General features: G+C 67.2%; 23 protein-coding genes. 13 read left to right on the forward strand and 10 right to left on the reverse strand.

Going from position 1 to position 24,472, the window contains the following annotated elements; genetic code table 11:
• Positions 1–205: 205 nt before the first annotated feature.
• Positions 206–3,682, reverse strand: coding sequence for a sigma 54-interacting transcriptional regulator (locus LZC94_03575; protein WXB16361.1), 3,477 nt, complete (start codon positions 3,680–3,682; stop codon positions 206–208).
• A gap of 389 nt (positions 3,683–4,071) precedes the next feature.
• Entirely contained in the window at positions 4,072–5,022 is a 951-nt protein-coding gene (locus LZC94_03580; protein ID WXB16362.1) for a DUF2520 domain-containing protein, read from the reverse strand.
• A gap of 176 nt (positions 5,023–5,198) precedes the next feature.
• Between LZC94_03580 and LZC94_03585 the strand changes: the two genes are divergently transcribed.
• The gene (locus tag LZC94_03585; protein ID WXB16363.1) at positions 5,199–5,702 is read left to right on the forward strand and encodes a hypothetical protein; all 504 of its coding nucleotides are present in this window, start codon (positions 5,199–5,201) and stop codon (positions 5,700–5,702) included.
• Here LZC94_03585 and nadD read toward each other — a convergent pair.
• Together nadD and LZC94_03595 are read right to left on the reverse strand one after the other, a co-directional pair.
• Entirely contained in the window at positions 5,690–6,280 is a 591-nt protein-coding gene (nadD, locus tag LZC94_03590) for a nicotinate (nicotinamide) nucleotide adenylyltransferase (protein WXB16364.1), read from the reverse strand. The genes LZC94_03585 and nadD overlap by 13 nt on opposite strands.
• Positions 6,277–6,897, reverse strand: coding sequence for a hypothetical protein (locus LZC94_03595; GenBank protein WXB16365.1), 621 nt, complete (start codon positions 6,895–6,897; stop codon positions 6,277–6,279). Before LZC94_03595 ends, nadD begins: the two co-directional genes overlap by 4 nt.
• 110 nt (positions 6,898–7,007) lie before the next feature.
• On the opposite strand from LZC94_03595, the gene LZC94_03600 reads away from it, so the two are divergent.
• A complete protein-coding gene (locus LZC94_03600; GenBank protein WXB16366.1) occupies positions 7,008–8,315 on the forward strand; it encodes a 2Fe-2S iron-sulfur cluster-binding protein in 1,308 nt (435 codons plus the stop codon).
• A 20-nt stretch (positions 8,316–8,335) separates the two neighbouring features.
• Here the strand turns inward: LZC94_03600 and LZC94_03605 are convergent, their stop codons facing one another.
• The gene (locus tag LZC94_03605) at positions 8,336–9,049 is read right to left on the reverse strand and encodes a heme exporter protein CcmB (protein WXB16367.1); all 714 of its coding nucleotides are present in this window, start codon (positions 9,047–9,049) and stop codon (positions 8,336–8,338) included.
• A 36-nt stretch (positions 9,050–9,085) separates the two neighbouring features.
• On the opposite strand from LZC94_03605, the gene LZC94_03610 reads away from it, so the two are divergent.
• The gene (locus LZC94_03610) at positions 9,086–10,192 is read left to right on the forward strand and encodes an ATP-grasp domain-containing protein (protein ID WXB16368.1); all 1,107 of its coding nucleotides are present in this window, start codon (positions 9,086–9,088) and stop codon (positions 10,190–10,192) included.
• Positions 10,189–10,668: a GNAT family N-acetyltransferase gene (locus LZC94_03615; GenBank protein WXB16369.1), complete on the forward strand. Its 480-nt coding sequence runs from the start codon at positions 10,189–10,191 to the stop codon at positions 10,666–10,668. Before LZC94_03610 ends, LZC94_03615 begins: the two co-directional genes overlap by 4 nt.
• Before the next feature lie 64 nt (positions 10,669–10,732).
• On the opposite strand, the gene LZC94_03620 is transcribed toward LZC94_03615, so the two are convergent.
• The 3 genes from LZC94_03620 to LZC94_03630 form a co-directional block, all read right to left on the reverse strand.
• Positions 10,733–11,626: a hypothetical protein gene (locus LZC94_03620; protein ID WXB16370.1), complete on the reverse strand. Its 894-nt coding sequence runs from the start codon at positions 11,624–11,626 to the stop codon at positions 10,733–10,735.
• Positions 11,627–11,731: 105 nt separating this feature from the next.
• Positions 11,732–12,268 carry a DUF2505 domain-containing protein gene (locus LZC94_03625; GenBank protein WXB16371.1) on the reverse strand — a complete coding sequence of 179 codons (537 nt, stop codon included), beginning with the start codon at positions 12,266–12,268 and terminating at the stop codon, positions 11,732–11,734.
• A gap of 19 nt (positions 12,269–12,287) precedes the next feature.
• Positions 12,288–12,791 (reverse strand): hypothetical protein, encoded by a 504-nt coding sequence (locus LZC94_03630; protein WXB16372.1) that lies wholly within the window; start codon positions 12,789–12,791, stop codon positions 12,288–12,290.
• Positions 12,792–12,941: 150 nt separating this feature from the next.
• Between LZC94_03630 and gltX the strand changes: the two genes are divergently transcribed.
• Both gltX and LZC94_03640 read left to right on the forward strand, forming a co-directional pair.
• Positions 12,942–14,390 (forward strand): glutamate--tRNA ligase, encoded by a 1,449-nt coding sequence (gene gltX, locus LZC94_03635; protein ID WXB16373.1) that lies wholly within the window; start codon positions 12,942–12,944, stop codon positions 14,388–14,390.
• Position 14,391: 1 nt separating this feature from the next.
• Positions 14,392–15,342, forward strand: coding sequence for a CPBP family intramembrane metalloprotease (locus LZC94_03640; protein ID WXB16374.1), 951 nt, complete (start codon positions 14,392–14,394; stop codon positions 15,340–15,342).
• Here LZC94_03640 and LZC94_03645 read toward each other — a convergent pair.
• A complete protein-coding gene (locus LZC94_03645; GenBank protein WXB16375.1) occupies positions 15,278–15,907 on the reverse strand; it encodes a hypothetical protein in 630 nt (209 codons plus the stop codon). The genes LZC94_03640 and LZC94_03645 overlap by 65 nt on opposite strands.
• A gap of 216 nt (positions 15,908–16,123) precedes the next feature.
• On the opposite strand from LZC94_03645, the gene LZC94_03650 reads away from it, so the two are divergent.
• From LZC94_03650 to LZC94_03680, 7 genes are all read left to right on the forward strand, one after another.
• The gene (locus LZC94_03650; GenBank protein WXB16376.1) at positions 16,124–16,756 is read left to right on the forward strand and encodes a lytic transglycosylase domain-containing protein; all 633 of its coding nucleotides are present in this window, start codon (positions 16,124–16,126) and stop codon (positions 16,754–16,756) included.
• Positions 16,757–17,078: 322 nt separating this feature from the next.
• Positions 17,079–17,972 (forward strand): formylglycine-generating enzyme family protein, encoded by an 894-nt coding sequence (locus LZC94_03655; GenBank protein ID WXB16377.1) that lies wholly within the window; start codon positions 17,079–17,081, stop codon positions 17,970–17,972.
• A complete protein-coding gene (locus LZC94_03660; protein WXB16378.1) occupies positions 17,960–19,069 on the forward strand; it encodes a hypothetical protein in 1,110 nt (369 codons plus the stop codon). The genes LZC94_03655 and LZC94_03660 overlap by 13 nt, the downstream gene beginning before the upstream one ends.
• A 20-nt stretch (positions 19,070–19,089) precedes the next feature.
• Positions 19,090–21,033, forward strand: a complete 1,944-nt coding sequence (locus LZC94_03665) for an ATP-dependent DNA ligase (protein ID WXB16379.1) — start codon at positions 19,090–19,092, stop codon at positions 21,031–21,033.
• Between the two features lie 73 nt (positions 21,034–21,106).
• Entirely contained in the window at positions 21,107–22,228 is a 1,122-nt protein-coding gene (locus LZC94_03670; GenBank protein ID WXB16380.1) for a beta-ketoacyl-ACP synthase III, read from the forward strand.
• Positions 22,229–22,369: 141 nt separating this feature from the next.
• Positions 22,370–22,534 (forward strand): DUF1328 domain-containing protein, encoded by a 165-nt coding sequence (locus tag LZC94_03675; protein WXB16381.1) that lies wholly within the window; start codon positions 22,370–22,372, stop codon positions 22,532–22,534.
• A 336-nt stretch (positions 22,535–22,870) separates the two neighbouring features.
• A complete protein-coding gene (locus tag LZC94_03680; protein ID WXB16382.1) occupies positions 22,871–24,055 on the forward strand; it encodes an ATP-dependent DNA ligase in 1,185 nt (394 codons plus the stop codon).
• Here LZC94_03680 and LZC94_03685 read toward each other — a convergent pair.
• Entirely contained in the window at positions 24,006–24,407 is a 402-nt protein-coding gene (locus LZC94_03685; GenBank protein WXB16383.1) for a response regulator, read from the reverse strand. The genes LZC94_03680 and LZC94_03685 overlap by 50 nt on opposite strands.
• Positions 24,408–24,472 lie beyond the last annotated feature (65 nt).

Below are 24,472 nucleotides of genomic sequence, written 5' to 3' on the forward strand. Positions count from 1 at the left end.
TGCGGTACGATGGCGAACGAGGAACGTGGCGGAACAGGGCCGGGTGAGTTCGGGCCCAGGACGACCGTGTCGGCGGCCGGCTGGACGGTGTTCGACTCACCAGAATTGTTGGTATCCGCCGCGCACCCCAGGAGTGCGAAGGACGCCCCCACGATCGCGAGTAGGCCTATCCGTGCAGAGTATTGATTCAGGATCTTGGACCGTTTCATAACGAGCCCTCCGATGCAGCAAGAAGTCCGTACTGTTTGACGAGCTGCGACAGACGCGGCCGCTTCATGCCCAAAAGTGATGCTGCGCGCGTGATATTTCCTCTGGTTTCTTCGAGGGCGCGGGCTATGCAATCTCGTTCGATTTGACGTTTGAGATCGGGCAATGAAAGGGCGCCTTGCTTGATGCAGGCATAGGCGACTGTCGTCGCGCCCGTTTCGTCCGGTGGGAGATTACCAGTCTGCTCGAAATCTGCCAAGGTTTCTTCAGTTGAGCCGCCGGTATCGCCATCACCCGAGCTATCGTCCGAGTCGGTTATTGTGTGTAGTGAGTCATCGATGTCCTGGAGACTGGAATCTCCGTCGCTCGAGAACATCGGCTTCGAGGAAACGGGAGCGGCGCGGGGCGACTCCGGTGGCGTCGTTGCAGCTGCACGGAGATCGTCGACGTTCTCCAGCAAATCCTCGAGCTGGATGACGGCTCCCTCGGCGAAAAGGGATGCGGCGCGCAGGGCGTTTTCCAGCTCACGCACATTGCCGGGCCAGCGATGGCGCATGAGGAGCTGTAGTGCCTGCTCGGACAGCTTCTTACGCGGCTCACCGCGCTCGCTCGCGATACGTTCGAGCAGCGAGTCGCCGATACGAGGTATATCGCCGAGCCGCGCGCGAAGCGGCGGGACTTCGAGCGTGATCCCGCGAAGTCGATAATAGAGATCCTCGCGGAACTCACCCCTCTCCACCATCGCGCGTAGGTCACGGTGGGTGGCGCAAACGATCCGCACGTTCGCATGAATCGGTGTCGTTCCGCCGACCCGCTCGAAGGTTCGCTCCTGCAGGACACGGAGGAGAGCGACCTGCGTACGAGGCGAGATGTCTCCGATCTCGTCGAGGAAGAGCGTCCCGCCTTCGGCGAGCTCGAACCTCCCGCGCCGCCGCGCGACCGCGCCGGTGAAGGCGCCCTTCTCGTGGCCGAAGAGCTCCGAGAGGAGCAACGTCTCGACCAGCGCGGCGCAGTTGACCGTGACGAGAGGACCGTTGACTCGGAGGCTCGCCCGATGGAGCGCTTCGGCGACCAGCTCCTTTCCGGTCCCGCTCTCACCGCGGATGAGCACCGTGCTCTCGGAGCGAGCTACCTTCTTGATGGCGCCTTGAAGGGCGACCATCGCAGGGTCTTCACCGACCATGTGTCGCTGCGGACGAACGAGCGTCGAGAGACGTCCCCGAACCGACTCTTCTCCCAGCGCGGCGCGACCCGTGTCCGGCGGCCCGGATGCCGAGGCGCGCGACCGGCCAAAACGGACCGTGGGCGGGAGCTCTTCGTAGGAACCCTCGGCGGCCGCGAGGGCGCGAAGGGTCTTCTCGAGATCGACGATGTTCTCGAGCATGGGAGCGAGGTTCGCGACGTCTTTGCGTCGCAGGAACGCTGCGCGGACCTCTCCTTCGAGCCCTTGCGCGACCTGATCGCGCAAGACAATCGCTTGCTCCACGTGCGTCCGCGCGAGCGCGAACATCTTCTCCGTACGGTAATGCTCGGCGAGGAGTACGTGGATATCGCGGAGGAGCTCTTCTTCACCTGCCTCTCGAGCGAGCGTGAGAGCCTCGAGAGCCAGATGAATCTCGAACTTGCCTTCGGCGCGCGCGATGAGCGCACGGAGGAACGCAACCTCGGTGCGAGCGTCGCCCATGACCGCGAGCTCATCGGCTTTCTGCAGCGCGTGGCGGGCGGATGCGAGATCGCCGTCCTCGAGAGCAATGCGCACGGCCGAGCGATACGCCCACCCCAAGAGCAAATTGCGATCGCCCGCCCGTTCGCCGTCGGAGATGGCGCGCAGGATTTCGCGTCGGGCTTCGGCGGTGTTTCCACGCTCGAGCGCGAGGCGCGCGGCGTTGATGCTCAGTCGCGTGGTGACGTCTGGAGACATCCCGGGCGCGATGGTGCGACGCCCGAAGACGACCGCGTGCTCGGCGTGTTCGAAGAGCCCGAGCTTGTACCGAAGCTCGGCCAGGTTACCCAAGACTTGGGCGGTGCGAAGGCGATCGCCGACCCGCTGACCAAACTTAAGGCCCGCCTCCGAGTATTTGAGCGCGGCGCCGTAGTCGTGCCTCCACATGGCGACGACGGCGAGGTTGATGTACGCGAAGCCGGCCATCTTCACTTCGCCCAGCCGCTCGGCCTCCTCGCGCACGCTCTCGAGGATGGAGCGCGCCTCGTCGTACATGCCTTTCGACATGAGCGCGATGCCGCGATTGATCCGCGCGCGGAGCTCGGCCCCGGTGTCGCCGATACGGGCCGCACTGCAAGCATCCTCCGCGAAGTGACGCTCGGCTTCGTCCCATTGGGACTTGGCCAGGTAGATCTTGCCGAGGATGTTTCTCGCGCGAAGCTGCAACGCCGCGGATCGCGTGCCGAGCGCGAGGTTCGCGTCACGCGCGGCCGTCTCCAGATCGCCGCTCAGATGCGCGACATCCGCGAGCTCGACCAAAATGGGAGCGAGCTCCTCGCCGGCATTGGACGCCAACGTCATGGCTCGCTGGAACGCGACGCGCGCCGTGACCAAGTCGCCGGTGGCGGCAGCTGCACGTCCGAAGAGGAGGGCGACCGGCCAGTTTTCCGGTGCGCTCGCCGCGGCATTTTTGGCCCACCGAAGCGCCTCCTCGGCTTCGCCCGCCGTGAGGGCCCGCTCGGCGGCGCTGACGCGCAACATGAGCTGCGCGTCTTCCTGGTGGAGGGAGTCCACCGCCTTCATCCACCGGGCGATGACATCCCGACGAGCGAGCGCGTCGGGGAGCCGGGCCAATGCATCCGAGTGGGCTTTGTCGGCCCCCGAGACGTCGTTCGCGAGGAGCTGGAGCTCGGCGGCCCGCGCTTGGGCCCATGGATCCGCAGGCCACTGGCGGCTGAGCGCGGAGGCCACCCGCTGGCAGGTGTCCTCCGAGGCCAGCGAAGCGGCTTCGATCGCCCGCTGCTCCCCCGCGGGGCTGATGGATATCCAGCCGTGCTCGATCTCCACGGAGCCCGAGGTCACGAGGGCTCGAAGCTTATCCCGATCGCCACCCAGCGCCGCGATATCCGTCTTGGGCCACGCATGGCGCACCAACGCAAGCGCAGTAAACAGCTCTCGCGCTTCGGCCGGGAGCGACGCGTCCTCGTCGCGGCGCTCGCGCGGCGCGCATTTCAGGGTCTGCCAGAATTTCTCGAGGGTCGAGATATCGTCCGATTCGAACAATCGCTCCGCGTCGTCGCAGAGCGCGGTGAACCATCGGCGCTTTTCGTCGTCGCCCAGGGTGGGCGCGACGTCGAACGTCTGCGCGCCCAGATCGGTGGCGACGTCGCTCGTCTCGCTCGTGGCAAAGACCAAGAGCGGCGACACGATTCCGCTGGGTGCCTCCGGCGAGGCCATACGAACGGTGGCCAGCTCGGTCGCGACCAATCGATCCCACGTTCCGGCGCGCGGCAACGAAGCAATGACCGCCAAGGGCTGTCCCAATCCAGCGGACAAGATTCGCTGCGCGCAACGATGCGCATTGCCGTCCAGATCCGATATTCCCAGGCGCGCGCTCACCTGATGCCAAAGCGGGGTGCTCGATTGGGCCCTCGTCCGAATGGCGCGCACCCCCGCCGCGGTGAGCCTTCTCGCCACGTGGGCGGTGACGGCGCGGGCTATCTCCTCGGATCCCGCACGCACCAAAAGGACGCCCGATTTGCGCTCGGCAAGTAGGGCATCGAGCTCCGCGAAACCGGCGGCACGGTCAGTGGCGCTAGGCAGAACGAGGTGTGGTGCCCGCAGCAAGATGTCATGAGAATATCGTGACGAACGCGTTCCGCAAGACACGAGAATGACAATTGTCTTACGAAGGGTGCCTTTTATTCCCGCGGCATCTGTTCATTGGACGGTGTGGGTGCCAGGGAAGATCCTGGGGACAACGTGGTGGACGACGCGGTCGGGGTCGCCGCGTCATGGAGAATGGAGCGAATGGCATCAAAGGAGGAAGCGGGGGCTTCTCCGAGCGCTTTGGCGAGGGGTAACTGCGCGAAACCAGCCGCAATAAAGAGGGGTACGGCGTCCGGGACACGCGCGCGCAACAGTTCCAGGTGACGCGCGACCGATTGCGGTTCGCCGCGGCGCACCGGACCGGTGAGAGCATCCGGGAATCCTAGGGCTTTTATGTTGTCTGCGACGCTGTGCAGCAAGGGTCCGAGCATCTTGGGGGCCACCTCCGGCGGGACACCCGCCGTCGCCAGCACGTGCACTCCAATCGCAGCCAGGGCGGCAGCTCCATTGGCCACCAGCCCCGCCGCGGCATGATAGCCGATGGTGTCGAGGTCGGGGAATGTGCGTGGGGTCATTCCGAGGGCCCGCGCGAGGCTGCGGGCGCGGGAGACGGCCTTCGGATCCCCTTGTACATGCACATGACCGCCGTCGAGCGAGGGCCAGCGTCGCAAGGATGCGAACGAGATCATGGGGTGCATCTGCGCGACGCCCGCCGAAACGGCGCGCAGCGGGGCGAGGGATTCGGCGGTGGCGGCGCCCGACACGTGGACGCATGCCGTCTTGCGAGAGACGAGGCCTGCCTCCGCAAAGCGGGTTGCAAAGGTTGGGAGCTCGCGGTCGCGGACTGCAAAAACGAGAAGCTCCGCCTCGATCGGGCGCTTCGGGAGGCCTTCGCGCGCGGCGCGCAAGACGACCTTTCCGCCGATTTTGCGAATGACATCGGCGAGCGCAACGCCGACTTTGCCAGCGCCGAAGATGTAGACCGACGGGCCGCTGCGCTTCTTGGGCGTAGACGGTGGTTTCGCGCGTCGCGATCCTGACACGCGTTGCGATCCGGACGCCTCTCGCGCTCCCGCGTCGCGTTGCGATTGCGACACCTGTTGCGATTCTGACGTGCGTCGCGATCGCGACGCACGTGGCGCGCCCGTATCACGTCGCGATTCCGACGCCCGCAGCGTTCTCGCAGCACGTTGCGCTCGCGACGCACGGTGTCCTTCCGATGCCTGTCGCGCTCCCGCACCTCGCGCTCCCGATACGGATCGCGCTCCAGCGCCTCGCGCTCCCGACGCGGGTCGCGCTCCGGCGCCTCGCGCTCCCGACACGGGTCGCGCTCCAGCGCCTCGCGCTCCCGATACGGGCCGCGCTCCCGATACGGATCGCGCTCCAGCGCCTCGCGACGTCGGAGCGGGTCGGGCTCCAGCGCCTCGCGCTTCCGACACGGGCCGCGCTCCCGATACGGATCGCGCTCCAGCGCCTCGCGCTCCCGACGCGGGTCTCGCTCCGGCGCCTCGCGCTCCCGACACGGGCCGCACGACCGCCGGAATCTTACCTCGCCCCGCCGCCGCCTTGCTCGGCCCCGCCGCCCTCGTTCGTCCTTGTGCTCCCTGCGCACGCTTCGCCACGTTTTCGTCTCCGTTGCACTTCGGTTTGCGCCAAACCCAGCGCGCCTTTGCACGAGCCCGAGCCGCGAGCCCGCGCGGCGGGTCGCGGCTACGACGTGTAGAGCGCGTGCGCGCGAATATGCTCCACCACGGCGCGCGGGACCAGCGGTTCGAGCTCCGCCCAGGCGCCCCGCGCGACGATGGCGCGGATCTCCGTGCTCGAGATGGCCGGCAGCACCGGAGGTGGCGCGCCCGGTATGTCGAAGCCGACCCGTCCGAGGACGATGGGCGGTGCCAGCGCCGCGATCTTGTCGAACGCGTACCACTTTGGGGATTCGGCGAGGAGATCGGCCCCCATCACCAGGCGGAGCTTCCACGAGGGGTGCTCCGCGTGCAGATGCTCGAGCGTGCGCAAGGTGCGGCTCTCACCGCCGAGCGCCTCTTCGATGCGCGAGATTTCGACGCGTGCGACGCCGGCCATGGCGAGCTCCATCATGCGCACGCGATCGTCGAAGGGGGCCAGCTGCTTGGCGAAAGGGTGGCTGTACGTCGGGATCACGAGCACGCGATCGACCGCGCAGGTGCTCAGCACGATCACGGCCATCAGCACGTGCCCGATGTGCGGCGGGTTGAAGCTCCCACCGAAGACCGCCACGACCTCGGCAGGTTCCGGGGGCGTGGCGGGCTCCGTCTCCGTCACTCGGGCCTCCCGGCTACGCCACCGTTCGTATGCGTGCCGGCCCCGGTGCCCGGGCTGCCGGGGAGACGGGGGCGCGAGGCGCGCGGGAGGGCGAGGCGCTCTTGGAGCATGGTTTCCCCCTCGGTATTGTAGACGTGGATGGCGATTTCGTCGCCGGTGTCGTCGAGGACGCAGATGCCGCCTCGGGGGCCGAGGTTGCCCGGCGTGATGAAGTAGCGACCTCCGATTTTGCGGACGAGCGGCACGTCGCTCTTTCCATAAATCAAAAGGCTGGCGGCGAAGATGTCTTCTTCATCGAGCAGCTCTTTGTCGTGGATGAGGATCGCGATGCGGTCGCCCACCATTTCCATGGTGCGCAGAATTCGGTGCGGCAGGCTCTCGAGGGAGCGGAGGCGCAGTCGCATGCGCTCGCATTTGACGAAGGCGTCGATTTCCTCGGGGGTGCCGCCTGCAGCGAGCTGGGCCGCGCGTCGCCAGGCGGCATCGTCTGTGGGATCGTCCCCCACGAGGCGGCGCGCCCAGGCCTCCACCATGTGCTCGAGCGCGTCATCCGCGCCGAGGTAGATGACCCGTCCGACGCGATGCTTGTTGAGCAACGACCCCGACGCGGCCTCCAAATGCGTAATGGCTCCATTCCCAGATGGCGGGGGCGGCGAGCGAGAGAGAGCGGGACCTAGGAATCCAAGACGCATTGAGGGGATGTCGAGTGTACACTCAACTCTGTCCTATGGCCGGTCGCCTCGCTCCTCTTTCAAATCCTATCCACGTAACCTTCGACGGGGTCGAAATTCCTGCCGCCCCCGGCGAACCTTTGGCCGTCTCGCTGGTCGGCGCCGGGCACCTGGCGCTTGCCCGAAGCCCCAAATTCCATCGACCGCGCGGTCCTTCGTGCCTGCGCGGCGCCTGTGACGGATGCCTCGCGCGCGTCGACGGCGCGCCCAATGTGATGACCTGCATGGTCGGCGCCTGCGACAAGATGGAGATTAAGTCGCAAAATACGCTGGGAACGCGGGAGGTCGATCTTTTGCAGATGACCGACTGGTTCTTCCCGGAGGGCATCAATCACCACGAGCTCTTCGCCGGGGTCTTTGGGCTCGACAAGATCATGATGGCCTTCGCCCGCCGGGTCGCCGGTCTCGGGAAGCTGCCCAGTGAGGTGGCGCCTGCCCGACCTGCACGCCGCCGCAGCGCCGATGTCGTCGTGGTGGGCTCCGGCCCCTCCGGAATGCTGGTGGCCACCGAGCTCGCGGCGCGCGGGCGGACGGTCGAGGTCCTCGATGACGCAGTGCGCCCCGGAGGATCGACCCACGCCTTTTTGGGCATCGACGGCTGGCGCGCCATTCGCGAGCGCTTCGAAGCCGCGTGCTCCTCGCCGAAGCCCAAGAACGGAAGCGCGCGGCACGAGACGGCCACGCACGTGCGGCTTCGTTACGCGACCACGGCCGCAGGCATCTTCAAAGACGATCTGTTGGTCGTCGGTCCCGAGGGCGCCGAGATCGTGGACGCGCGCGCGGTGATCCTCGCGCCGGGGGCGCACGATGGGGTGCTCGCCTTCGAGGGCAACGATCTCCCCGGCGTGATGAGCGCGCGCGCGGCGCTGGGCTTCCTCGCGCACGGGGTCACGGTGGGCTACCGGGTGGCGGTGGTGGTGACCGAGGGCGGAGGGCCCTTCGGCGAAATCTACGCGCGCGCCATGAAGGCGATGGCACCGAACGACGTGAGCGTCACCGTCGTTCACGGCGAGCCGGAGGCGGCCATCGGTGTCGCCGGCGTGAAAGAAGTCACCCTGCGCAAGGGCGAGTCGACCAAATCGCTCCGCGCCGATGCGCTGTTGGTCGATGCCCCGCGCTCACCCGCCTACGAGCTCGTCGCCCAAGCCGGCGCCGATCTCGAGCACCGCGCGTACGGCTTCGTGCCTCGCACCAACGGCGGTCACATTCGCGACCGCTTCTGGGTCATCGGCGAAGCCGCCGGCACCGCCCTGGAAGAGGCCGCGCTGCGTGAAGAGGCGATGAACGTCGCCGCGCGAATTTAGCCGCGAACGCCGCGCGGGGATCACTCGTCGATCAACGCCCCGAACAACGTCACCCCACCCAGCACCGCCAGGCCATCGAACGCGCCCAGTAGTATGAGGTAGTCGTTCACCTCGCTGAGCGGTAGCCCGGACAGGATGTCGCGTGTTGCGGCGACACCGGAAACGAGGGTGGGGGAGAGCAGCGGAAAGAGAACGGTGGCCAAGACCAAGTCGCGCGCGCGGGTGCGTACGGTCATGGCGCCGAAGAGGGTGCCGGTGGCGGCGACGCCCAGGGTGCCCAGGGCCAGAACGATGGAGAGCGGGGCCAGCACGTCGGGGAGGTCGATGTGGAAAAGGAGCGCGACCACCGGAACCACGATGAGCTCGACCGCCAGCACGAAGGCAAAGACGCCCAGCGCTTTGCCCAAGAAGAGCGACGCTCGGGAGATGGGGGTGACCAGGAGGCCGATGAGCGCCCCGTCTTCCCGCTCCCGCTGCCATGTTCGGCCGAGCGCGAGCACGCTGGAGAAGGCCACCGACAGCCAGATGGCGCCGGGGGCTACGCGCGAGGCCGTGGCCGGGCCCACATGAAAGGCCACGCTGGTCATGATGGCGACCAGGGTGGCGAAAAAGCCGGCGGTGGTGACGATCTCGCGCGTCCGCAGCTCGATGCGGAGATCCTTGGCTGCGACGATCCACGCGGCGCCGAGGAGCGAGGGGAGGCGATTTCCGCGGATGGGATCTTGACCCTGCATAAAAGAGTAGGGTGAGATTGCCTTACCAACGTGACCGTGGGAAGTCCGTCTCGACTCAATGGAGTACCCGACGATCCAAACCCCCGGCCCTCGAAGCCCCGCAAGGTGGTCCGTGTGGCGGTGGTTCACAACACCGATTACGAGGACGCCTCCCCCGAAGGCGACCCAGGATACGCGGCGCGCGCCGATGTAAAGCTCGTCGCGCGCATCGTCGCCGACCAGCTCTCCGACGAACGCCACGAGTCGCAGGTCGTGGCCGTCGATGGCGATCTGGTCCTCTTGCGCGATCGGTTGCTGCAGCTCGAGCCCGATTGCGTCTTCAACCTCTGCGAATCGCTCGCCGGCGACGCTCGCCTCGAGAGCGCGGTCCCGCTCTTGGTGGAGACGCTCGGCATCCCGTGCACGGGCTCGCCCCCCGAGGCGCTCAGTCGTGCGCTCTACAAAGATCGGGTCAAGGAGAGCTTGCAGCGCGCAGGGGTGCCGACCCCGTCCGGCTGCGTCCTGCGCCGCCCCGACGATCCCTATGATTTGCCGTTCCCGGCCATCGTCAAACCCGTGCACGAGGACGGTTCGGTCGGCATCACGCAGCGAAGCGTGGTGACGAACGAGCCCGAGCTGCGCGCGGTGGTGGCCGAGACGCTCGCCGTTCACTGCCAACCCGCGTTGGTCGAGCAGTACGTCGAAGGTCGTGAGCTCAATGTGGCGATGCTCGGCTTTCCCACCGCCCGCGTGCTTCCGCTCTGCGAGATCGATTTCTCCGAGCTCCCCGAGGAGGCGCCGCGCATCGTCTCCTACGACGCCAAGTGGAAGGCGGGCTCGATCGAGGATCGCGGGACGCGGCCGGTGCACAACCCGGAGCTTCCATCGGCGCTCGCCGCGCGCGTTCGTCGGGTGGCGGTGGATGCCTTCCGTGCGCTCGGTCTACGCGACTACGGCCGGGTCGACATTCGGCTCGCGCCCAGCGGCGTGCCGTACGTGATCGACGTGAACCCCAACTGCGATCTCTCGCCGAACGCAGGTATGGCGCGGGCGGCGGCGGCGGTCGGAATCGACTACGCCGCGCTGCTCAAGCTGGTGGTGCGGTACGCGGTGCGGCGCCGCAGCGCGAGCAAAGCGCCCCTTTCCATGTCGCGCAAAGGATGATCCTTCCGCTCGACGCCGCGCACCGCGCCGACCTTTTGGCGCTGCTCCGTGCCACCTCGGAGTTCTCGGCCGAGGAGGTGCAGGTGGCGCTCGAGCTCATGGACGCGAGCCTCGGCGGCGACGGCGACTACCGCGTGCGGGTGGACGTCGATGCCGCCGAGGCCGCGCACCGGCTCCGCGGGTACATCTGCTACGGGCCTACGCCGATGACCGAAGGCACATACGATCTCTATTGGCTCGCCGTCGATCCGGCCCTCAAAGGCCGCGGCGTGGGGCGCGCCCTCGTGGCCTTCATGGAGGCGGAGCTCGAGCGCGAGGGCGCGCGCTTGGTCCGCGTGGAGACGGAGCGCTCGGCCGCTTACCACGCGACGTGCGCGTTCTACGATGCGCTGGCGTACGAGCGCGCGGCGACCCTTCGCGACTTCTACGCGAAGGGTCGCGACTTGGTGATCTACACGCGGCGCTTGCCCCGCTAGCCGAGCGCCCGTTTGCGCGCCGCGCGTCCGTTTCGCATACCGCGCGAGCTGTGCTCGGCGCGCGTCAGTCCGCGTGCTTCGCCCGCTCGCGGATTTTCGCGGCGAGCGTCGCGCGCTGCTCGGGGGTCAGGAGAGGGACGGTGATTTCCGTCAGGCGGAGGGTGCGAGCGAGCGGCTCGTGGAGCTCCGTTTGGGGGGCGACTTCGTCCATCTTGAAGTGATCGCTCTTGAAGGCGGTGAAGATGGCCTCGAGCTTCGTGTGCGGCGGGTGGTTCGGGCGATCTTTGCCGCGCTCCGCGCGAAGCGCCTCGAAGAGCTTCGCCTTTTGATCGTCCGTCAGCTTCAAGTCCTCGCCCAGCTTGGCGAAGCGGTCGTGCCCTCGATGGTGCTTGCCCCGGCCCCGGCCTCTGCCCCAGCCTCCGTGCCTCTTGCTTTCGCCGCGGTCTCCGCGCCCGCCGTCGCCCGCGCTGGCGTCGTCGTGCTTCGTGAGCTGGATGGCGTCGATCAAGGCAGTGCGCTGCGCGGGGTCGAGCAGCGCGTGCAGTTTTTCGAGCGCCGCCCGATCCGCATCGCGCGACGTCTTCCACGCCGCGTCCAGCGCTTGCTCTTTCGGCGCGAGCGCCGCGCGATCGACCCGGCCTTGTTCGACTTGGGCCGCCAGGGCGTTCAGCAGATCGGCGCGCCCGGTTTTGCTCTGCGCCTTGGCGGCCGTGTGGCGCGCGTCGGCCTCGGCGAACAGCTTTTGAATCTCCGTCCGCTGCGAGGGGCGAAGCGAAACGCTGCCGAGCGCGTCGGCCAGCACGCGAACGGGACCATGCTCGCTCGTGGTGGTGATGGCCTGCTGGCTCGCGGCCGTTTCGGCCGGCTTGTCGACCACACTGCTTCCGCAGGCCGCGGTGGCCATGGACGCGAGCATCGATGCGCAGGCGAAGAGCAAAATGGAAAAACGGCGAGTCATTCTCGATCTCCTTCGCCGTTCATCCTTGGGGCGAAAGGGCTCGAATGCTCGCCGCTTTACCGTTCTTTACGGCCCGTTAAGGGCGCTGGCGCGACACTTGCTCTTTTAGCCCGGAGGCGTCCAGAGGCTCTTTTCCTTCAGGTACGTCTCCGTGAAGCGCGCGGCCGTCTCGTACGACGTTCGCAGATCGGAGATGAACTTCTCCTCCGCCAGCGCGCCGACCATGAAGATCTTCACCTCGACGTGAACCTTGGCGACGCGCGCGATGTGCTTGTCGCCCAGCTTCTCCGTGTGGAGCGAGCCATGGACGTGGACCTTGTCCGCCATGGTGCTCGTCTTGGTGGTGAACGCGTACTTGCGGGTGGCGGCTTCGTACGTGCCCGTCTCCTCGTAGCCGAACCTGTCCCCCATGACCTTCTTCAGCGGCGCGGGCAAATCCCCCACGCGCGGGACGACGTTCATGATGCGCTCGATCTTCTTGCTCGCGCCCGCGCCGCTCTCCTTCACCGTCGCGGTCCAGGAGGGGAACTTGAGCACCTCGAGAAAGAGCCGTCGATTGAAGTCTTCCGTCAGAAAGACGCCCTCCCAGAAGGTGTCCTCGTCGCAGAAGAACTCATTTCGAATCGTGAAGTCTTTGGCCATGGGGGACCTCGCCCTTGGGTTATTTCTTGGCTTTGCCGGTGCTCTTCTTGGCGGCTGCCGCCTTCTTTGCGGCGGGGGCCTTCTTCGCGGCGGTCTTCTTGGCAGCAGCCGGCTTCTTGGCGGCCGCCTTCGGCTCGGCAGCCTTTGCGGTCTTGGCGGCGGCCGGCTTGTTCTTCGCGTCCGTCCGCTTCTTGGTCGAGCGGTAGAGATCGTACAGGCGGGGGACCGGATAAGCCGAGAGTCGGGTCTTGTAGCCTTCGTCCTTGGTGCGCTTCTCGATCTCCAGGATGGACTCGATCAGCTTGGCGCGCGTGCCGAATTTCTCTTTGACGGTCGAGAACGTCTCATGGAGGCGCAAGAGCTTGGCATTGGAGACGTGCTCCAGGCCCTTGTCCTTGTTGGTGCGCGAGACCCAGAGGTCGTCGTTGGTGAACTCTTTGACGGCGGCCACCAGCTTGGCTTTGTCGCCGAACTTGGCTTTGACGGCGGCGAGCGGACCAGATTTACGGGCGGGGGCGTTCATGAGCGATTCTCCTTGCGAGGGGGGCGTAAGATGACTTACGCGGTCAGTGAGGGGTCCCGCAGGTGCGCGGGTGGAACCAAAAAGAGCGAGCACCCTTAGCGGTTTTCCCCGGGGCTCGCAAGAGGCGGTCGTGCTATCAGTCCGGGCGCGATGTCGACCCGCGTTCGTTTTGCTCCGTCCCCCACGGGGTATCTGCACATTGGTGGGGTTCGCACGGCCCTTTTCAACTGGCTGTGGGCCAGGAAGAATCGCGGCACCTTCGTTTTGCGCATCGAGGACACGGACCAGGAGCGCTCCACCGATGCGAGCAAGCAGGTCATCTTCGAGTCGCTCTCCTGGCTCGGGCTGGACTGGGACGAAGGCCCCGGTGTGGGCGGCAACTACGGCCCCTACGAGCAGATGGCCCGCCTCTCCATTTACAAGGAGTACGCGGAGCGGCTGATCGCGGCGGGCAAGGCGTTTCGCTGTTACTGCACCAAGGAGGACCTCGACAAAGCGCGCGAGGCGCTGAAGGCGAAGGATCCGAAGGCTCAGTTCCGCTACCCCGGAACCTGCCGCGATCGGCGCGATCAGCCCGACAAGCCTTACGTGGTGCGCTTCAAGGCCCCCGAGGAGGGCACCCTCACCTATGTCGACAAGGTGTTCGGCGAGGTCACCACCCCCAACGCGGCCCAGCAGGACTTCGTGCTCCTGCGCTCCGATGGTGTGCCGCTCTACAACTTCGGCGCGGTCATCGACGATCACCTGATGGAGATCGACCTCGTGGCCCGCGGCCGCGATCACATGGTGAACACGCCGCCGCAGATCCTCCTCTACCAAGCCTTGGGCGCCAAGGTCCCCGACTTCGCCCACCTGCCGATGATGCTCGCCCCCAACGGCGAGAAGCTCTCCAAGCGCCACGGTGCGGTGAACGTGCTCGAGTACCGCAAGGAAGGCTACACCCCGCAGGCGGTGCTCAATTACCTGGTGCGCTTCGGTTGGTCGCACGGCGATCAGGAGGTCTTCAGCTTGAAGGGCCTCATCGACGCGTTCTCGTGGGAAGCGTGCGGGCGCGCCGATGGCAAGTTCGATACGAAGAAGTTCTCGGCCATCCTCTTCGAGCACCTGAAGTCACCGGAGCTCCTCCCGGACGCGGAGTACGTGCAGCGGCTCTTGCCCTTCTTGGAGGCGCGCGGCCTCACGGGGCTCGATCCGGCCAAGGTCGCCGGCGCGCTCTACACGGTGCGCGAGCGGGCCACGAGCCTCAAGGACGCGGCCGATCGCCTCGACTTCTTCTTCCGCGACGAGCCCGTGTTCGACGAAAAAGCGGCGACCAAGTTCCTGGTGCCCGCGAGCGCGGAGAGCCTGCGCGCGGTGGCCACGCTCCTCGAGGGCACGCCCGAGTGGACCGAGCCCGCCCTGGAGCAGCGCCTCGTGCAGTGGCTCGAGGAGCGCGGCCTTCAAATGAAGGACATCGCGCAGGCGGCGCGCGTGGCGCTCACCGGTCGAAGCGCGACGCCGGGCCTCTTCCAAGTCCTCTATGTGCTCGGCAAGGACGTCTCGCTCGCGCGCCTGCGCAAAGGCGCAGAGCGCGCCGAGGCCGCCGGCGCCAAGGTCTGACTTGCTCCTCGCGTCGTTTCGCCCGCATAGCGTCGACGCCCTCGCCGCCTCGGGGACCAGCACCTTGGCGCGGGTGGCGCACGTCTTCTTCCCGGTCCCCGCGCTCCTCGTCGTACTGCCGCTCATCTGGCTCTTCTTTCGAAAGACGTGGCGGGAGCTCGACATCGAGGCGCACGAGCACCGCGGGCGGATGCTGGAGCTCGGCCTGACCGATCTCCGCCCCTTCATCGCGCTGCCCCTATGCGCGGTCATCTTGACCATGCAGGACTACTACGGCGGCCGCTTCTTCTTCGAAGAGGTGATCCGTCCGTTCCTGACCGACTACGAGCTGACGCACCCCGGGGCGTTCAAGCTGGCCAAGTACGACGAGCTCTATGGCTTTGCCTGGTGGGTGACGGCGCGCGTGCTCGGCTATGTGGTGGTGCCGTTCGTGGTGTGGAAGATCGCCTTCCGCCAGGACTCGCTCCTCGACTTCGGGCTGCGCACGCGCGGCTTCTTCAAGCACGCGTGGATCTACGGGCTCTTTCTGTTGGTGGTGCTCCCCGCCATGTGGATCGTGAGCCGCCAGCCCGACTTCGGGAACTACTACCCCTTCTACAAGCTGAGCTCACGCAGCTGGTGCGACTTCCTCTTGTGGGAGGCCATGTACATCGCGCAGTTCTTTGCGCTCGAGGTCTTCTTCCGCGGCTTCTGGCTCCGCTCCTTGAGCCGGAGCTTCGGCTCGGGCGCCATCTTCGCGATGGCCGTGCCCTACTGCATGATCCACTTCGGCAAGCCGTACCTGGAGGCCAACGGCGCCATCGTCGCGGGCATCGCGCTCGGCTCGCTCAGCATGAAGACCAAGAGCATCTACCAGGGGTTCCTGGTGCACGTGACGGTGGCCGTGCTCATGGATTGGCTGGCGCTGAGCCATCGCCACGCGCTCCCGACGCAGTTCTGGGCTCCGGGCTAGACGGGGTAGTCGGGGTCGAAGGGCCCGACGGCGACGGCGCGCGCGCGTCGCCCATGTCGATGGGCGGCAGGTCGGGGGCGAGCGCCGCGAGCGCATGGGCGAAGGTGCGTGCGCGCACCGTATGACGAAGAGGCGGGCGCGTGTAGAGGATCGCCAAGTGCCGGATGGCCGCGTGGGTGGCGGCGGCCGCGGGGCCCGTCCACGCTTGCGCACCGAGGCGGCGCCAGAGCAATGTCTCCAGCGCGCGCGGGTGCTCGGCCAAGCTCGAGGCGGCGCGATCCACCAATGCCGCCGAATGCGGCTCCAGCCTCATGGCGCGGATGTAATAGCCGACCGCTCCATTGGCGAGCCCGGCGTTGGCGCTGGCCTCGGCAGCGTCGCCCAAGCAGGCGGCGCGCGCTTCATCGGTGGTGGCAAGGTGCAGCCGAGCTTTGGCATCCCGCAGCGCGGTGCGGGCAGCACCCCGCGACGCCCGCCGCGAGCGCGAAAAGACCGAGGGGCGGAAGCGGAAGACGAGGTAGACGGCAAAGACGAGGGTGGCGGCGAGGAGGACGTACGAGTCCATGGTCGCCGGCATAGTAGACGAATTTCGGCGAGCGCCCGCGGAGCATCGCGAATAAGCGCGCCACGGCAGAAGTTGCACCCGGCAGGTGAATCCGGCACGATCCTCGGTCGCGTCCCTCCTCGCCCTCGCCCATCGTTCGCCCGCGCCCTGATGCCCGACCTTCGCCCCGCGTTCGTTCGCTTTACCGCCCGGTCAGGTGTGGCACGTCTTGGCCCGATGCTGGCGATTGCGCTCACCGGCGGCGTCGCATCGGCCGACATCTCCCAGTTTACGGACGCGCACGGGGTCATTCACATCACCAACGCGCGCACCGCATCGCCCGCGAGCAACGGCGGCAAGACCGCGACGACCGCCGCAAACGCGACGCCCGCGGTGAACGGGAAGGCCGCCCTTGCCGTCGCGCCGCAGGACAAGAACGTGCTCCGCTTTACGCGCTACGACGAGTGGATTCGTCAGGCGTCGGCGCTGTACCAGATCCCGGAGCCGTTGGTGCGCGCGGTCATCAAGGTGGAGAGCGACTACGATGCGCGCGCGATCAGCGTCTCCGGTGCGCGCGGATTGATGCAGCTGATGCCCAACACCGCCGACCGCCTGCAGGTGCGGGACATTCACGATCCGCGGGAAAACATCTTCGGTGGGGTTCGCTTGCTGCGCATCCTGGCCAACGCCTTCAATGGCGATCTCGAGCTTACCGTGGCCGCCTACAACGCAGGCGAGGAGGCGGTGTTGCGGCATCGCGGCATCCCTCCTTATGCACAAACACGTCAGTACGTGGCCAAGGTCACGGGCTATTACCGTCGGTACCGCGCCACGCACGACGTCGTCGAAGCGAGCTTGGGTGAGCTCTAGGAAACCCGCGCGGGCGACGTCCCTTCGAATTCCTCGCGTCCGATTCCTCGCGTGACCGATCGCCACGGTCTGCGAAAGTGTCACGCGGTCCCCCAAAATCGCGGCGCGCCGTGTGCGCGGCCGCCGGCAAGACGATGCGCATTCCTTGCGCGTCCGTTCTGCCTCGCCCGTGACGACGAAACGGTGCTCGAACATTCGAGCGCCGCCGGGACACTCATCCTGCGTTCGAGGCAGGATCTCGGATGACGTGTCGCACTTTCGTGGCCAAGGTAAACGCACGAGGCCGACACGGAACGGTAGTTGCTCTTACGGATTCGAAACGATGTCGCGCACAAGTCGCAGCTTGCAATTCTTCGTGATCGCTTGGATGGGGTTCGGGCTCGCGTACGCGCCGGCCTGCGGCAGTCCCACGGTGAAGCCCTCCGACAACCTGGAGGGCGGCAGCGGAACGAACATCAGCAACCAGGACAGCGGCACCGGCAAAGACGAGGTGCCGGGGATCCCGCCGACCTGCAGCGACGCCGATCCGGCCAAGATGGAGCCGAACCCGATGGTCGAGATCCCGGAGGGCACCTTCACCATGGGGTGCAACGCCGCCGTCGACCAAGAGTGCAAGCCGGACGAAGCCCCCGCGCACACGGTTCACGTCAACGCGTTCACCCTCGACAAGTACGAGGTGACGCTCGCGCAGTACTTGAAGTGCGTAAAAGATGCAAAGTGCACGTTTCCCAAGTGCGTGTGGGATCCGTGCACGAACCCGGACCATCCGATGGCGTGCATCGTCTTTGGACAAGCGCAGTCCTATTGCAAATGGGCGGACAAGCGCTTGGCGACCGAGGCCGAGTGGGAGTACGCCGCGCGCGGCACCGACGGGCGCAAGTACCCGTGGGGCAACGAGCCGCTCGATTGCACCCGCGCGAATTTTTTGGAGTGTGGCGGCGGCCCGCAGCCGGTGGGAAGCCGTCCGAAGGGGGCGAGCCCGTTCGGGCTCTTCGACATGGCGGGGAACGCAGTGGAGTTCACATCGGATCTGTACGGGGACAACTATTACAGCGTCTCGCCCAACGACAACCCGCGCGGCCCGGCCACGGGCGAGGCGTACGTCGGGCGCGGTGGTGGGTTCTTGAGCGAGGGGGTCTGGCAGCGCTCGTCGTCGCGTGACTTCTACGAGCCCTGGTACTCGCGCGTGAGCATGGGATTCCGTTGCGCAAAGTGAGATACTCGGGGGCGGGGCTCGATTGGCCTCGGCTGGGCCAGACGTTCTCCGCGATGCGCGCACGATTCCTTCCTGCGATTTCGATCTTCACCGTACCGCTGCTCGCGCTCTTCGCCATCGTCGCGGCGTGCGACACCCCGACGGCCGAAGGCCCGCCGCCCGCCACGCCCAACCCGCGCACGGCCACGCCGGCCAGCACCACCTTGACCGAGGCCACCCCGCCGCTGTCGATGGCGCCCGGCGCGGTCTCGCCTCCGTTCGTTCCGGCGCTCGCCGCCGCAGGTGCGGGGCCGCGGGTCGCGTGCCCCACCAAGGTGCCCAAGCACGAGCCCATCGCCAACGCGCCGCTGCCCTCGGGCTGGGTCGCGCTGCCCGGATCGCCGGACGCGCAGGCGCTTCGATGCGGAAACCTGTCGCGGCGCGAGTGGGCGGTGAAGCGGGGCGCGAGCGAGGTGGAGATCGCGCTCGCCCAGCGCCGCCCGCCCGACGATCCGCTGCCGTTCTACGTGATTGGAAAGGCGAACGAAGGCCTGGCGGGGACGCGCAAGGTCAAGCCGGTGGAGCGCGGCTTCCTCGTGGGGTTCGACGCGGGCGAGCACGGCGGCGCGCTCTGGTGGTTCGGCCCGGCCGGCGATCGACGCACGCGGCTCTCGGAGGAGAACGTGATCGGCTTCGCGGAGCTCGGCGGGGTGCCGGTCGCCATCACCGGGCACTCGCGCTTCGGCATCTCGCGCGGCCGGGTGATCCGCCTCTCGCCCGATGGCGCGGACGCCTGGCGGGTGGGGGCTTGGGTCGACCTGGGGGGCGCCTCGCAAACCTTCGCCGTCGAGTCCCCCGAGACGATGCTGGTGCTGACCACCGCCGGTCTGGTGCGTATCACCGCGTGCGGCGACATGAGCTTGCTCGCCGCCGCGCACTACGACGTGCTCTACCCGAGCTCGATGGCCGTCGACGATTCGGGCGTGGTGACCATCGGCATGCGGCAGTTCGCGACCCGCTGGATCCCCTCGGCCAACGGCTACCGCGAAGAGTGGTTGGTGCGCATCGATTGCGCGCAGCCCCAGGTGAAGAAGTTCGAGTGCGTGTGCGGGCGCTGACGTAAGCTCGTCCGAGCTCCATGAAACGTTTGGCGGCTGCGCTCGAAGTGGCACGGACGACGCGCTCGCGCATCGGCAAGGAGCAGGCGCTCGCCGCGGCGTTTCGGTCCATCGCGTCGCCCGACACGCCAGACGCGTCGGACTCGTCGCCCGCGGAGTCGTCGCCCGCGACGGACCTGGCGATGCGCGGGCTCGCCACGGCGGCGCGGCTCGCGACGGGGCTCACGTTGCCCGTGGGCGATGGGCGCTCGCTCGGCGTGGGCGGATCGCTCATGACGGAGCTGGCCGTGCAGCGCACGGGCGAGCCGCCCGACGTGCTCTGGACCTTGGCCCGCCGCACCGGCGATCTCGGGGAGGCCTTCGGCGAGCTGGTCGAACGGCAAGAAGGGGCGGCCGATCGCCCTGGCGTACCGCTGCACGAGGTGGCGGAGCTCTTCGATGCGCTCGCCGCGACGGGCGTGCGCGCCCAGAAGCTCGCGCTGCTCGAGCACGTGTTCGCGCGCGCGACCCCGCTCGAAACGAAGTACCTGGCGAAGGTGATCCTCGGCTCCTTGCGCGTAGGGGCGCTGGGCGGTGTGACGGAGGCGGCCATCGCGCGCGCCTTCGGCGTCGCGCTCGACGACGTGCGCCGGGCGATGGCGCTGGCCACCGATCCGGGCGTGGTGGTGGTCCTGGCGAAGGAGCACCGCCTGCACGAGGCGCGCTTCGAGCTGGGGCGCCCCGTCGCGTACATGTTGGCCACGCCGCTGGAGAACGTGGCGCAGCCCATCGATCCGGGCGCGTACGTCCTCGAGGACAAGCTCGACGGCGTGCGCGCCCAGCTCCACAAATCCGGCGAGACCATCGCGCTGTTCGCGCGCGGCTTGGACCGCGTGACCACCGCATTCCCCGAGGTGGTGGAGGCGTTTCGCGCGATCCCCACCGACGTGGTGCTCGACGGCGAGCTCGTGGCGATGACCCCCGACTTCCGCCCGCGCCCCTTTCAGGCGCTGCAAGCCCGCCTCCGTCGCCTGGCCCCCACCGCCGCCATGATCGAGAAGACGCCGGTGACCTTCGTCGCCTTCGACGTGTTGTACGAGGGCAGCTCCGAGCTCCTGTCCGCCACCTGGCTCGAGCGCCGCGCTGCGCTGGATCGATTCACCGCCGCGCACGGCCCGCGCGCGGGGTTCATGGTCAACCCCACCGTACGCCTCCGCGCGGACGAACCGTTGCCCGAGCAACTGGATCGCGCCTTCGACGAGGCGCGCGGTCGCGGTCACGAGGGCCTGGTGCTGAAGAAGCTCGACGCGCCGTACGAGGCAGGGCGCCGCGGGCAAGCGTGGATCAAGGTGAAGCGCGCCTTCGCCACCCTCGATGTGGTCATCACGGCGGCGGAGGAGGGGCACGGCAAGCGCGCCGGTGTTCTGTCCGACTACACCTTTGGCGTGTGGAAGGACGATGCGCTCGTGAACGTGGGAAAGGCGTACAGCGGTCTCACGGATGTCGAGATCGATCAGATGACGCAGCGCCTGCAAGCGCTCACGGTCGAGCAGCATGGTGGCCTCCGGTTGGTGCGCCCCGAGATCGTCCTCGAGGTCGCTTTTGACGGCATCCAGCGCTCGACGCGCCACGCCAGCGGCTTTGCGTTGCGCTTTCCACGCATCGTCCGCATCCGCGACGACAAGCTGCCCGACCTCGCCGATCGCTTGGAGGCCGTCCAGGCGCTGTTCGCTGCTCAGGTCGAGACGGGCCACCGCGAAGAGCCGAGCGATCCACCGCCCGCCGAGCCCCCGGCCGCTCCCGCGCCCCGCGCGCCGCGACGCAAGAAGTCGAAGGCGTCACCCAACCAGCTCTCGCTTTTCGGGACACCTGGCGAGGTCGGCGCTTCCCGCTCGGCCGCCTCCCGCTCCGACGGCCTCCGCCCCGACGGCTCCGGCGAGGCCGACGCCTCCGACCCTCCCGACGGCTCCGACGAGCCGAAGTGAAAGATTCGCGCGTATGCGCTCTGCAGCCGCCGGTTGCCTCGGGGACCGACCCCGACTACACCGACGGAACACGATGCGCACCGCGATCACCGGAACGGGTCTCTTCACGCCGCCTCAATCGATCTCCAACGAGGAGCTCGTGGCTTCCTTCAACGCCTATGTCGAGGCCGAGAACACGAAGAACCGCGATCGCATCGAGCGCGGCGAGGTGAAGAAGCTCGAGACCTCGAGCGCCGACTTCATCGTGCAAGCGTCGGGCATCCGCAGCCGCTATGTGATGGATCGCGAGGGCATCCTCGATCCGCTGGTGATGGCCCCGCGCATCGCCGAGCGCCCCAACGACGCGCACTCGATCCAGTGCGAGATGTCCCTCGCGGCCGCGGAGGGCGCGCTCGCGCAAGCGGGGGTGAAGGCCGAGGAGCTCGACGGCGTTATCGTGGCGTGCTCGAACCTGCAGCGTGCGTATCCTGCGGTCTCCGTCGAGGTGCAGGCCGCGCTTCACGCGCGCGGCTTTGCGTTCGATATGAATGTCGCGTGCTCGTCGGCCACCTTCGGCATCAATGTGGCGCGCGATCTGGTGGCCGCCGGAAGCGCGCGGCGCGTCCTGGTGGTGAGCCCCGAGATCTGCACGGGGCACCTCAACTTCCGCGACCGCGAGAGCCACTTCATCTTCGGCGACGCGTGCACCGCGGTGGTGGTGGAGTCGCTCGAAGGGCATAGCTCCCCCGAGGCGTACGAGATCCTCGGCACGCGGCTCTCGACCCGCTACTCCAACGCCATCCGCAACAACTCGGGCTTCCTGAACCGTGCGGCGCCCGAGCACCGCGACGACGCGGACAAGCTCTTCGTGCAGCAAGGCCGCAAGGTCTTCAAAGAGGTCTCGCCGCTGGTGGCGGACCTGATCGCAGGGCACCTCGATAGCCTCGGCATCGCGCCCGATCGCGTGCGCCGCATGTGGCTCCACCAGGCCAATGCCACCATGAACCAATGGATCGCGCGCAAGGTGCTCGGCCGCGATGCCACCGCGACCGAAGCTCCCTCGGTGCTCGAGGACTACGCCAATACGAGCTCGTGCGGATCGATCATCACCTTTCATAAGCACCGCAGTGGTCTCGAGCGCGACGATGTGGGGCTCATCTGCTCGTTTGGCGCCGGCTATTCGATTGGTAGTGTCCTTGTCCGCAAGGTGAGCTGAGGCGCGCGCCCGCCGGGACAAAGGTTTATCGCGACCCGGTTTTCCACGGAGGCGTGTCGGCTCTGTCGGCGCATGCGGGCGACGCATGAGGCACATTCTCTGCAGCTCGGCCGTGCCTTGGGGGGAGAAAGGCGCACTGCCATGTTGCATTGGGCTGCGGTCTTTTTCGTCGTTGCGCTCGTGGCCGCCATTTTGGGATTTGGCGGGTTGGCATCGGGGGCCGCGGGGATCGCGAAAATCGTATTCGTTGCGTTCCTCGCGCTGTCGATTCTCTCGGTCTTGATGGGCCGCAAGCGCGTTGTTTAGCCCGCGGAGCATCGGCCGGTTGGTGCAAATGCTGACGCCCCGCTCGGGACGTTTTTGCACCCGTGTGGCAACCGTGCGCGCAGAACATGTGCGCGCGCAACAGGGGAACCAATCGGCGGGAGCTCCATTTTGACGCCATACCTCACTTCGTCAGAAAGATGCACGGGCCGTCGCTGGCAAGGGGGATGCATTCAATTGTAAGGCAAAGGTCTACAAGGGCAGTAACCTGACCCACTTTCGAGCAGTACCGTGACCGAATCGAGAGGCACAGCGGCAAGGGGGAGGGGGGACGCGCGCCCGGACATCGTTACAGAGCTCATTGGACGACATGCCATCATGGAAAATACAGGGTCAGTCAGCGGGATCGTCCCCGCCGTAGGAACGACGGTGGAGGAACCGCCGCCCCGTTTGGAGCCTTCGGCCGCACCCGAATCGGGGCCGCGCGGCGGCAGCGCCGGTGCGATGGGCGATGAACCGATCCCGCGCATTCCCCTCGATCGAAGTGAAGCGATGCTGGAGCTCTCCGGCCATCGCGTGCGCCTGACCAACCTGCAGAAGATCTTCTTTCCTCCGGGGCGCATCACGAAAGGAGCGCTGCTCCAATACTATTTGGATATCGCACCGGTTTTGCTCCCGCACACGGAGCAAAGAGCCATGGTGATGAAGCGATATCCCAATGGCATGAGCGGCAAGTTCTTTTTCATGAAGCGAGCGCCGGCGCCTCGTCCCAAATGGATCCGAACCTGTCCGATCGAGCACACTGGGGCGGGCGTGCTCGAGTGCCCCATCGTGGGCGATCTGGCGTCGCTGGCGTGGATGATCAACCTGGGTTGCATCGACCTCAATCCGTGGTACGCGCGTGAAGGCGACATCGAGAGGCCGGATTACTTCCACTTCGAGCTCGATCCCGGTGAGGCCACCTTCGAGCGCACGTGCGAGGTCGCGCTCGTTCTGCACGAGACGCTCTCGTCGATGGGCATGCCCAACTACGTGAAGACCAGCGGCTACAAAGGGCTGCACGTCTTCGTGCCCATCGTGCGCGGTCCGCTCCAGCAAGAGGTGTGGGCCTTCGCCCGCGATCTCGCCCGCGAGCTGGCGGAGCGGCACCCCAAGAGCATCACGGCGGAGTCCCGTGCGGCCAAGAGGCCACCGGGGCGCGTGCTCATCGACTACGAACAAAACGTGTACGGACGGACCCTCGCCTCCGTGTACTCCGTGCGCCCCACGCCGCGCGCCACCGTCTCCACGCCCGTGACATGGGCCGAGGTGGCGGACGGCATCTCCATGGAGGCCTTTCGCCTGGAGAACGTCCCGTCGCGCGTGCGCAAGCTGGGCGATCTCTGGGCGCCGCTCGCGCCATCGGCCGGGGAGAGGTTCGATCTCGCGCAGACCTTGCCGCCGCAGTACGTGCCGGCGCACTCCATGCCGGTGCCGAAGGGCGATGCGCCCAGCGACGAGGAAGGCCCGGGCCCTACGGCGTTTCCGCCGGAGGACCTTTCGTATCGGCGAGCAGCGTTCTGACCTGCTCGGTCAAGGTGTCGGGCGAGCAAGGTTTGACGAGCAGCGCATCGAAGCCCGGGTTGTCGTCGCCGTCCACGTCCGCGTGGCCGGTGAGGGCGACGATGGGGATGCGGCGCGTGCGCTCGTCTTGGCGGAGCCGGCGAATGGCCTCCCAGCCGTCGAGCACGGGGAGCGACAGATCCATCACCACCAGATCGGGGATCTCGTGGAACGCCTTGTCGAGCCCTTGCTGCCCGTCTTCCGCTTCCTCGACCCGATAGCCCGCGGCCGTGAGCGCATGCACATAGATGTACCGGCTATCTTCGTAGTCATCGACGAGGAGCACGAGGGGGGAGATATCAGCCTTCGTCACGGTGCAAGTGTTACAGCAGCGAACGCTCCCTAGCTAGTCCGATCCCGCGGAAGCGGGAGCGAGGC

It is taken from the genome of Sorangiineae bacterium MSr11954, assembly GCA_037157815.1.
Classification (GTDB): Bacteria; Myxococcota_A; Polyangia; order Polyangiales; family Polyangiaceae; genus Pendulispora; species Pendulispora albinea.

What these genes read in the sequence shown, in the direction of transcription:
- LZC94_03625 (WXB16371.1), bottom strand. Translation starts at nt 12,268, where the DNA reads ATGGCCAAAGACTTCACGATTCGAAATGAGTTCTTCTGCGACGAGGAC.
- LZC94_03605 (WXB16367.1), bottom strand. Translation starts at nt 9,049, where the DNA reads ATGCAGGGTCAAGATCCCATCCGCGGAAATCGCCTCCCCTCGCTCCTC.
- LZC94_03680 (WXB16382.1), top strand. Translation starts at nt 22,871, where the DNA reads ATGGAAAATACAGGGTCAGTCAGCGGGATCGTCCCCGCCGTAGGAACG.
- LZC94_03585 (WXB16363.1), top strand. Translation starts at nt 5,199, where the DNA reads ATGCCTGTCGCGCTCCCGCACCTCGCGCTCCCGATACGGATCGCGCTC.
- LZC94_03655 (WXB16377.1), top strand. Translation starts at nt 17,079, where the DNA reads ATGTCGCGCACAAGTCGCAGCTTGCAATTCTTCGTGATCGCTTGGATG.
- LZC94_03600 (WXB16366.1), top strand. Translation starts at nt 7,008, where the DNA reads ATGGCCGGTCGCCTCGCTCCTCTTTCAAATCCTATCCACGTAACCTTC.
- LZC94_03620 (WXB16370.1), bottom strand. Translation starts at nt 11,626, where the DNA reads ATGACTCGCCGTTTTTCCATTTTGCTCTTCGCCTGCGCATCGATGCTC.
- LZC94_03645 (WXB16375.1), bottom strand. Translation starts at nt 15,907, where the DNA reads ATGGACTCGTACGTCCTCCTCGCCGCCACCCTCGTCTTTGCCGTCTAC.
- LZC94_03675 (WXB16381.1), top strand. Translation starts at nt 22,370, where the DNA reads ATGTTGCATTGGGCTGCGGTCTTTTTCGTCGTTGCGCTCGTGGCCGCC.
- LZC94_03670 (WXB16380.1), top strand. Translation starts at nt 21,107, where the DNA reads ATGCGCACCGCGATCACCGGAACGGGTCTCTTCACGCCGCCTCAATCG.
- LZC94_03615 (WXB16369.1), top strand. Translation starts at nt 10,189, where the DNA reads ATGATCCTTCCGCTCGACGCCGCGCACCGCGCCGACCTTTTGGCGCTG.
- LZC94_03650 (WXB16376.1), top strand. Translation starts at nt 16,124, where the DNA reads ATGCTGGCGATTGCGCTCACCGGCGGCGTCGCATCGGCCGACATCTCC.
- LZC94_03665 (WXB16379.1), top strand. Translation starts at nt 19,090, where the DNA reads ATGAAACGTTTGGCGGCTGCGCTCGAAGTGGCACGGACGACGCGCTCG.
- gltX (WXB16373.1), top strand. Translation starts at nt 12,942, where the DNA reads ATGTCGACCCGCGTTCGTTTTGCTCCGTCCCCCACGGGGTATCTGCAC.
- LZC94_03630 (WXB16372.1), bottom strand. Translation starts at nt 12,791, where the DNA reads ATGAACGCCCCCGCCCGTAAATCTGGTCCGCTCGCCGCCGTCAAAGCC.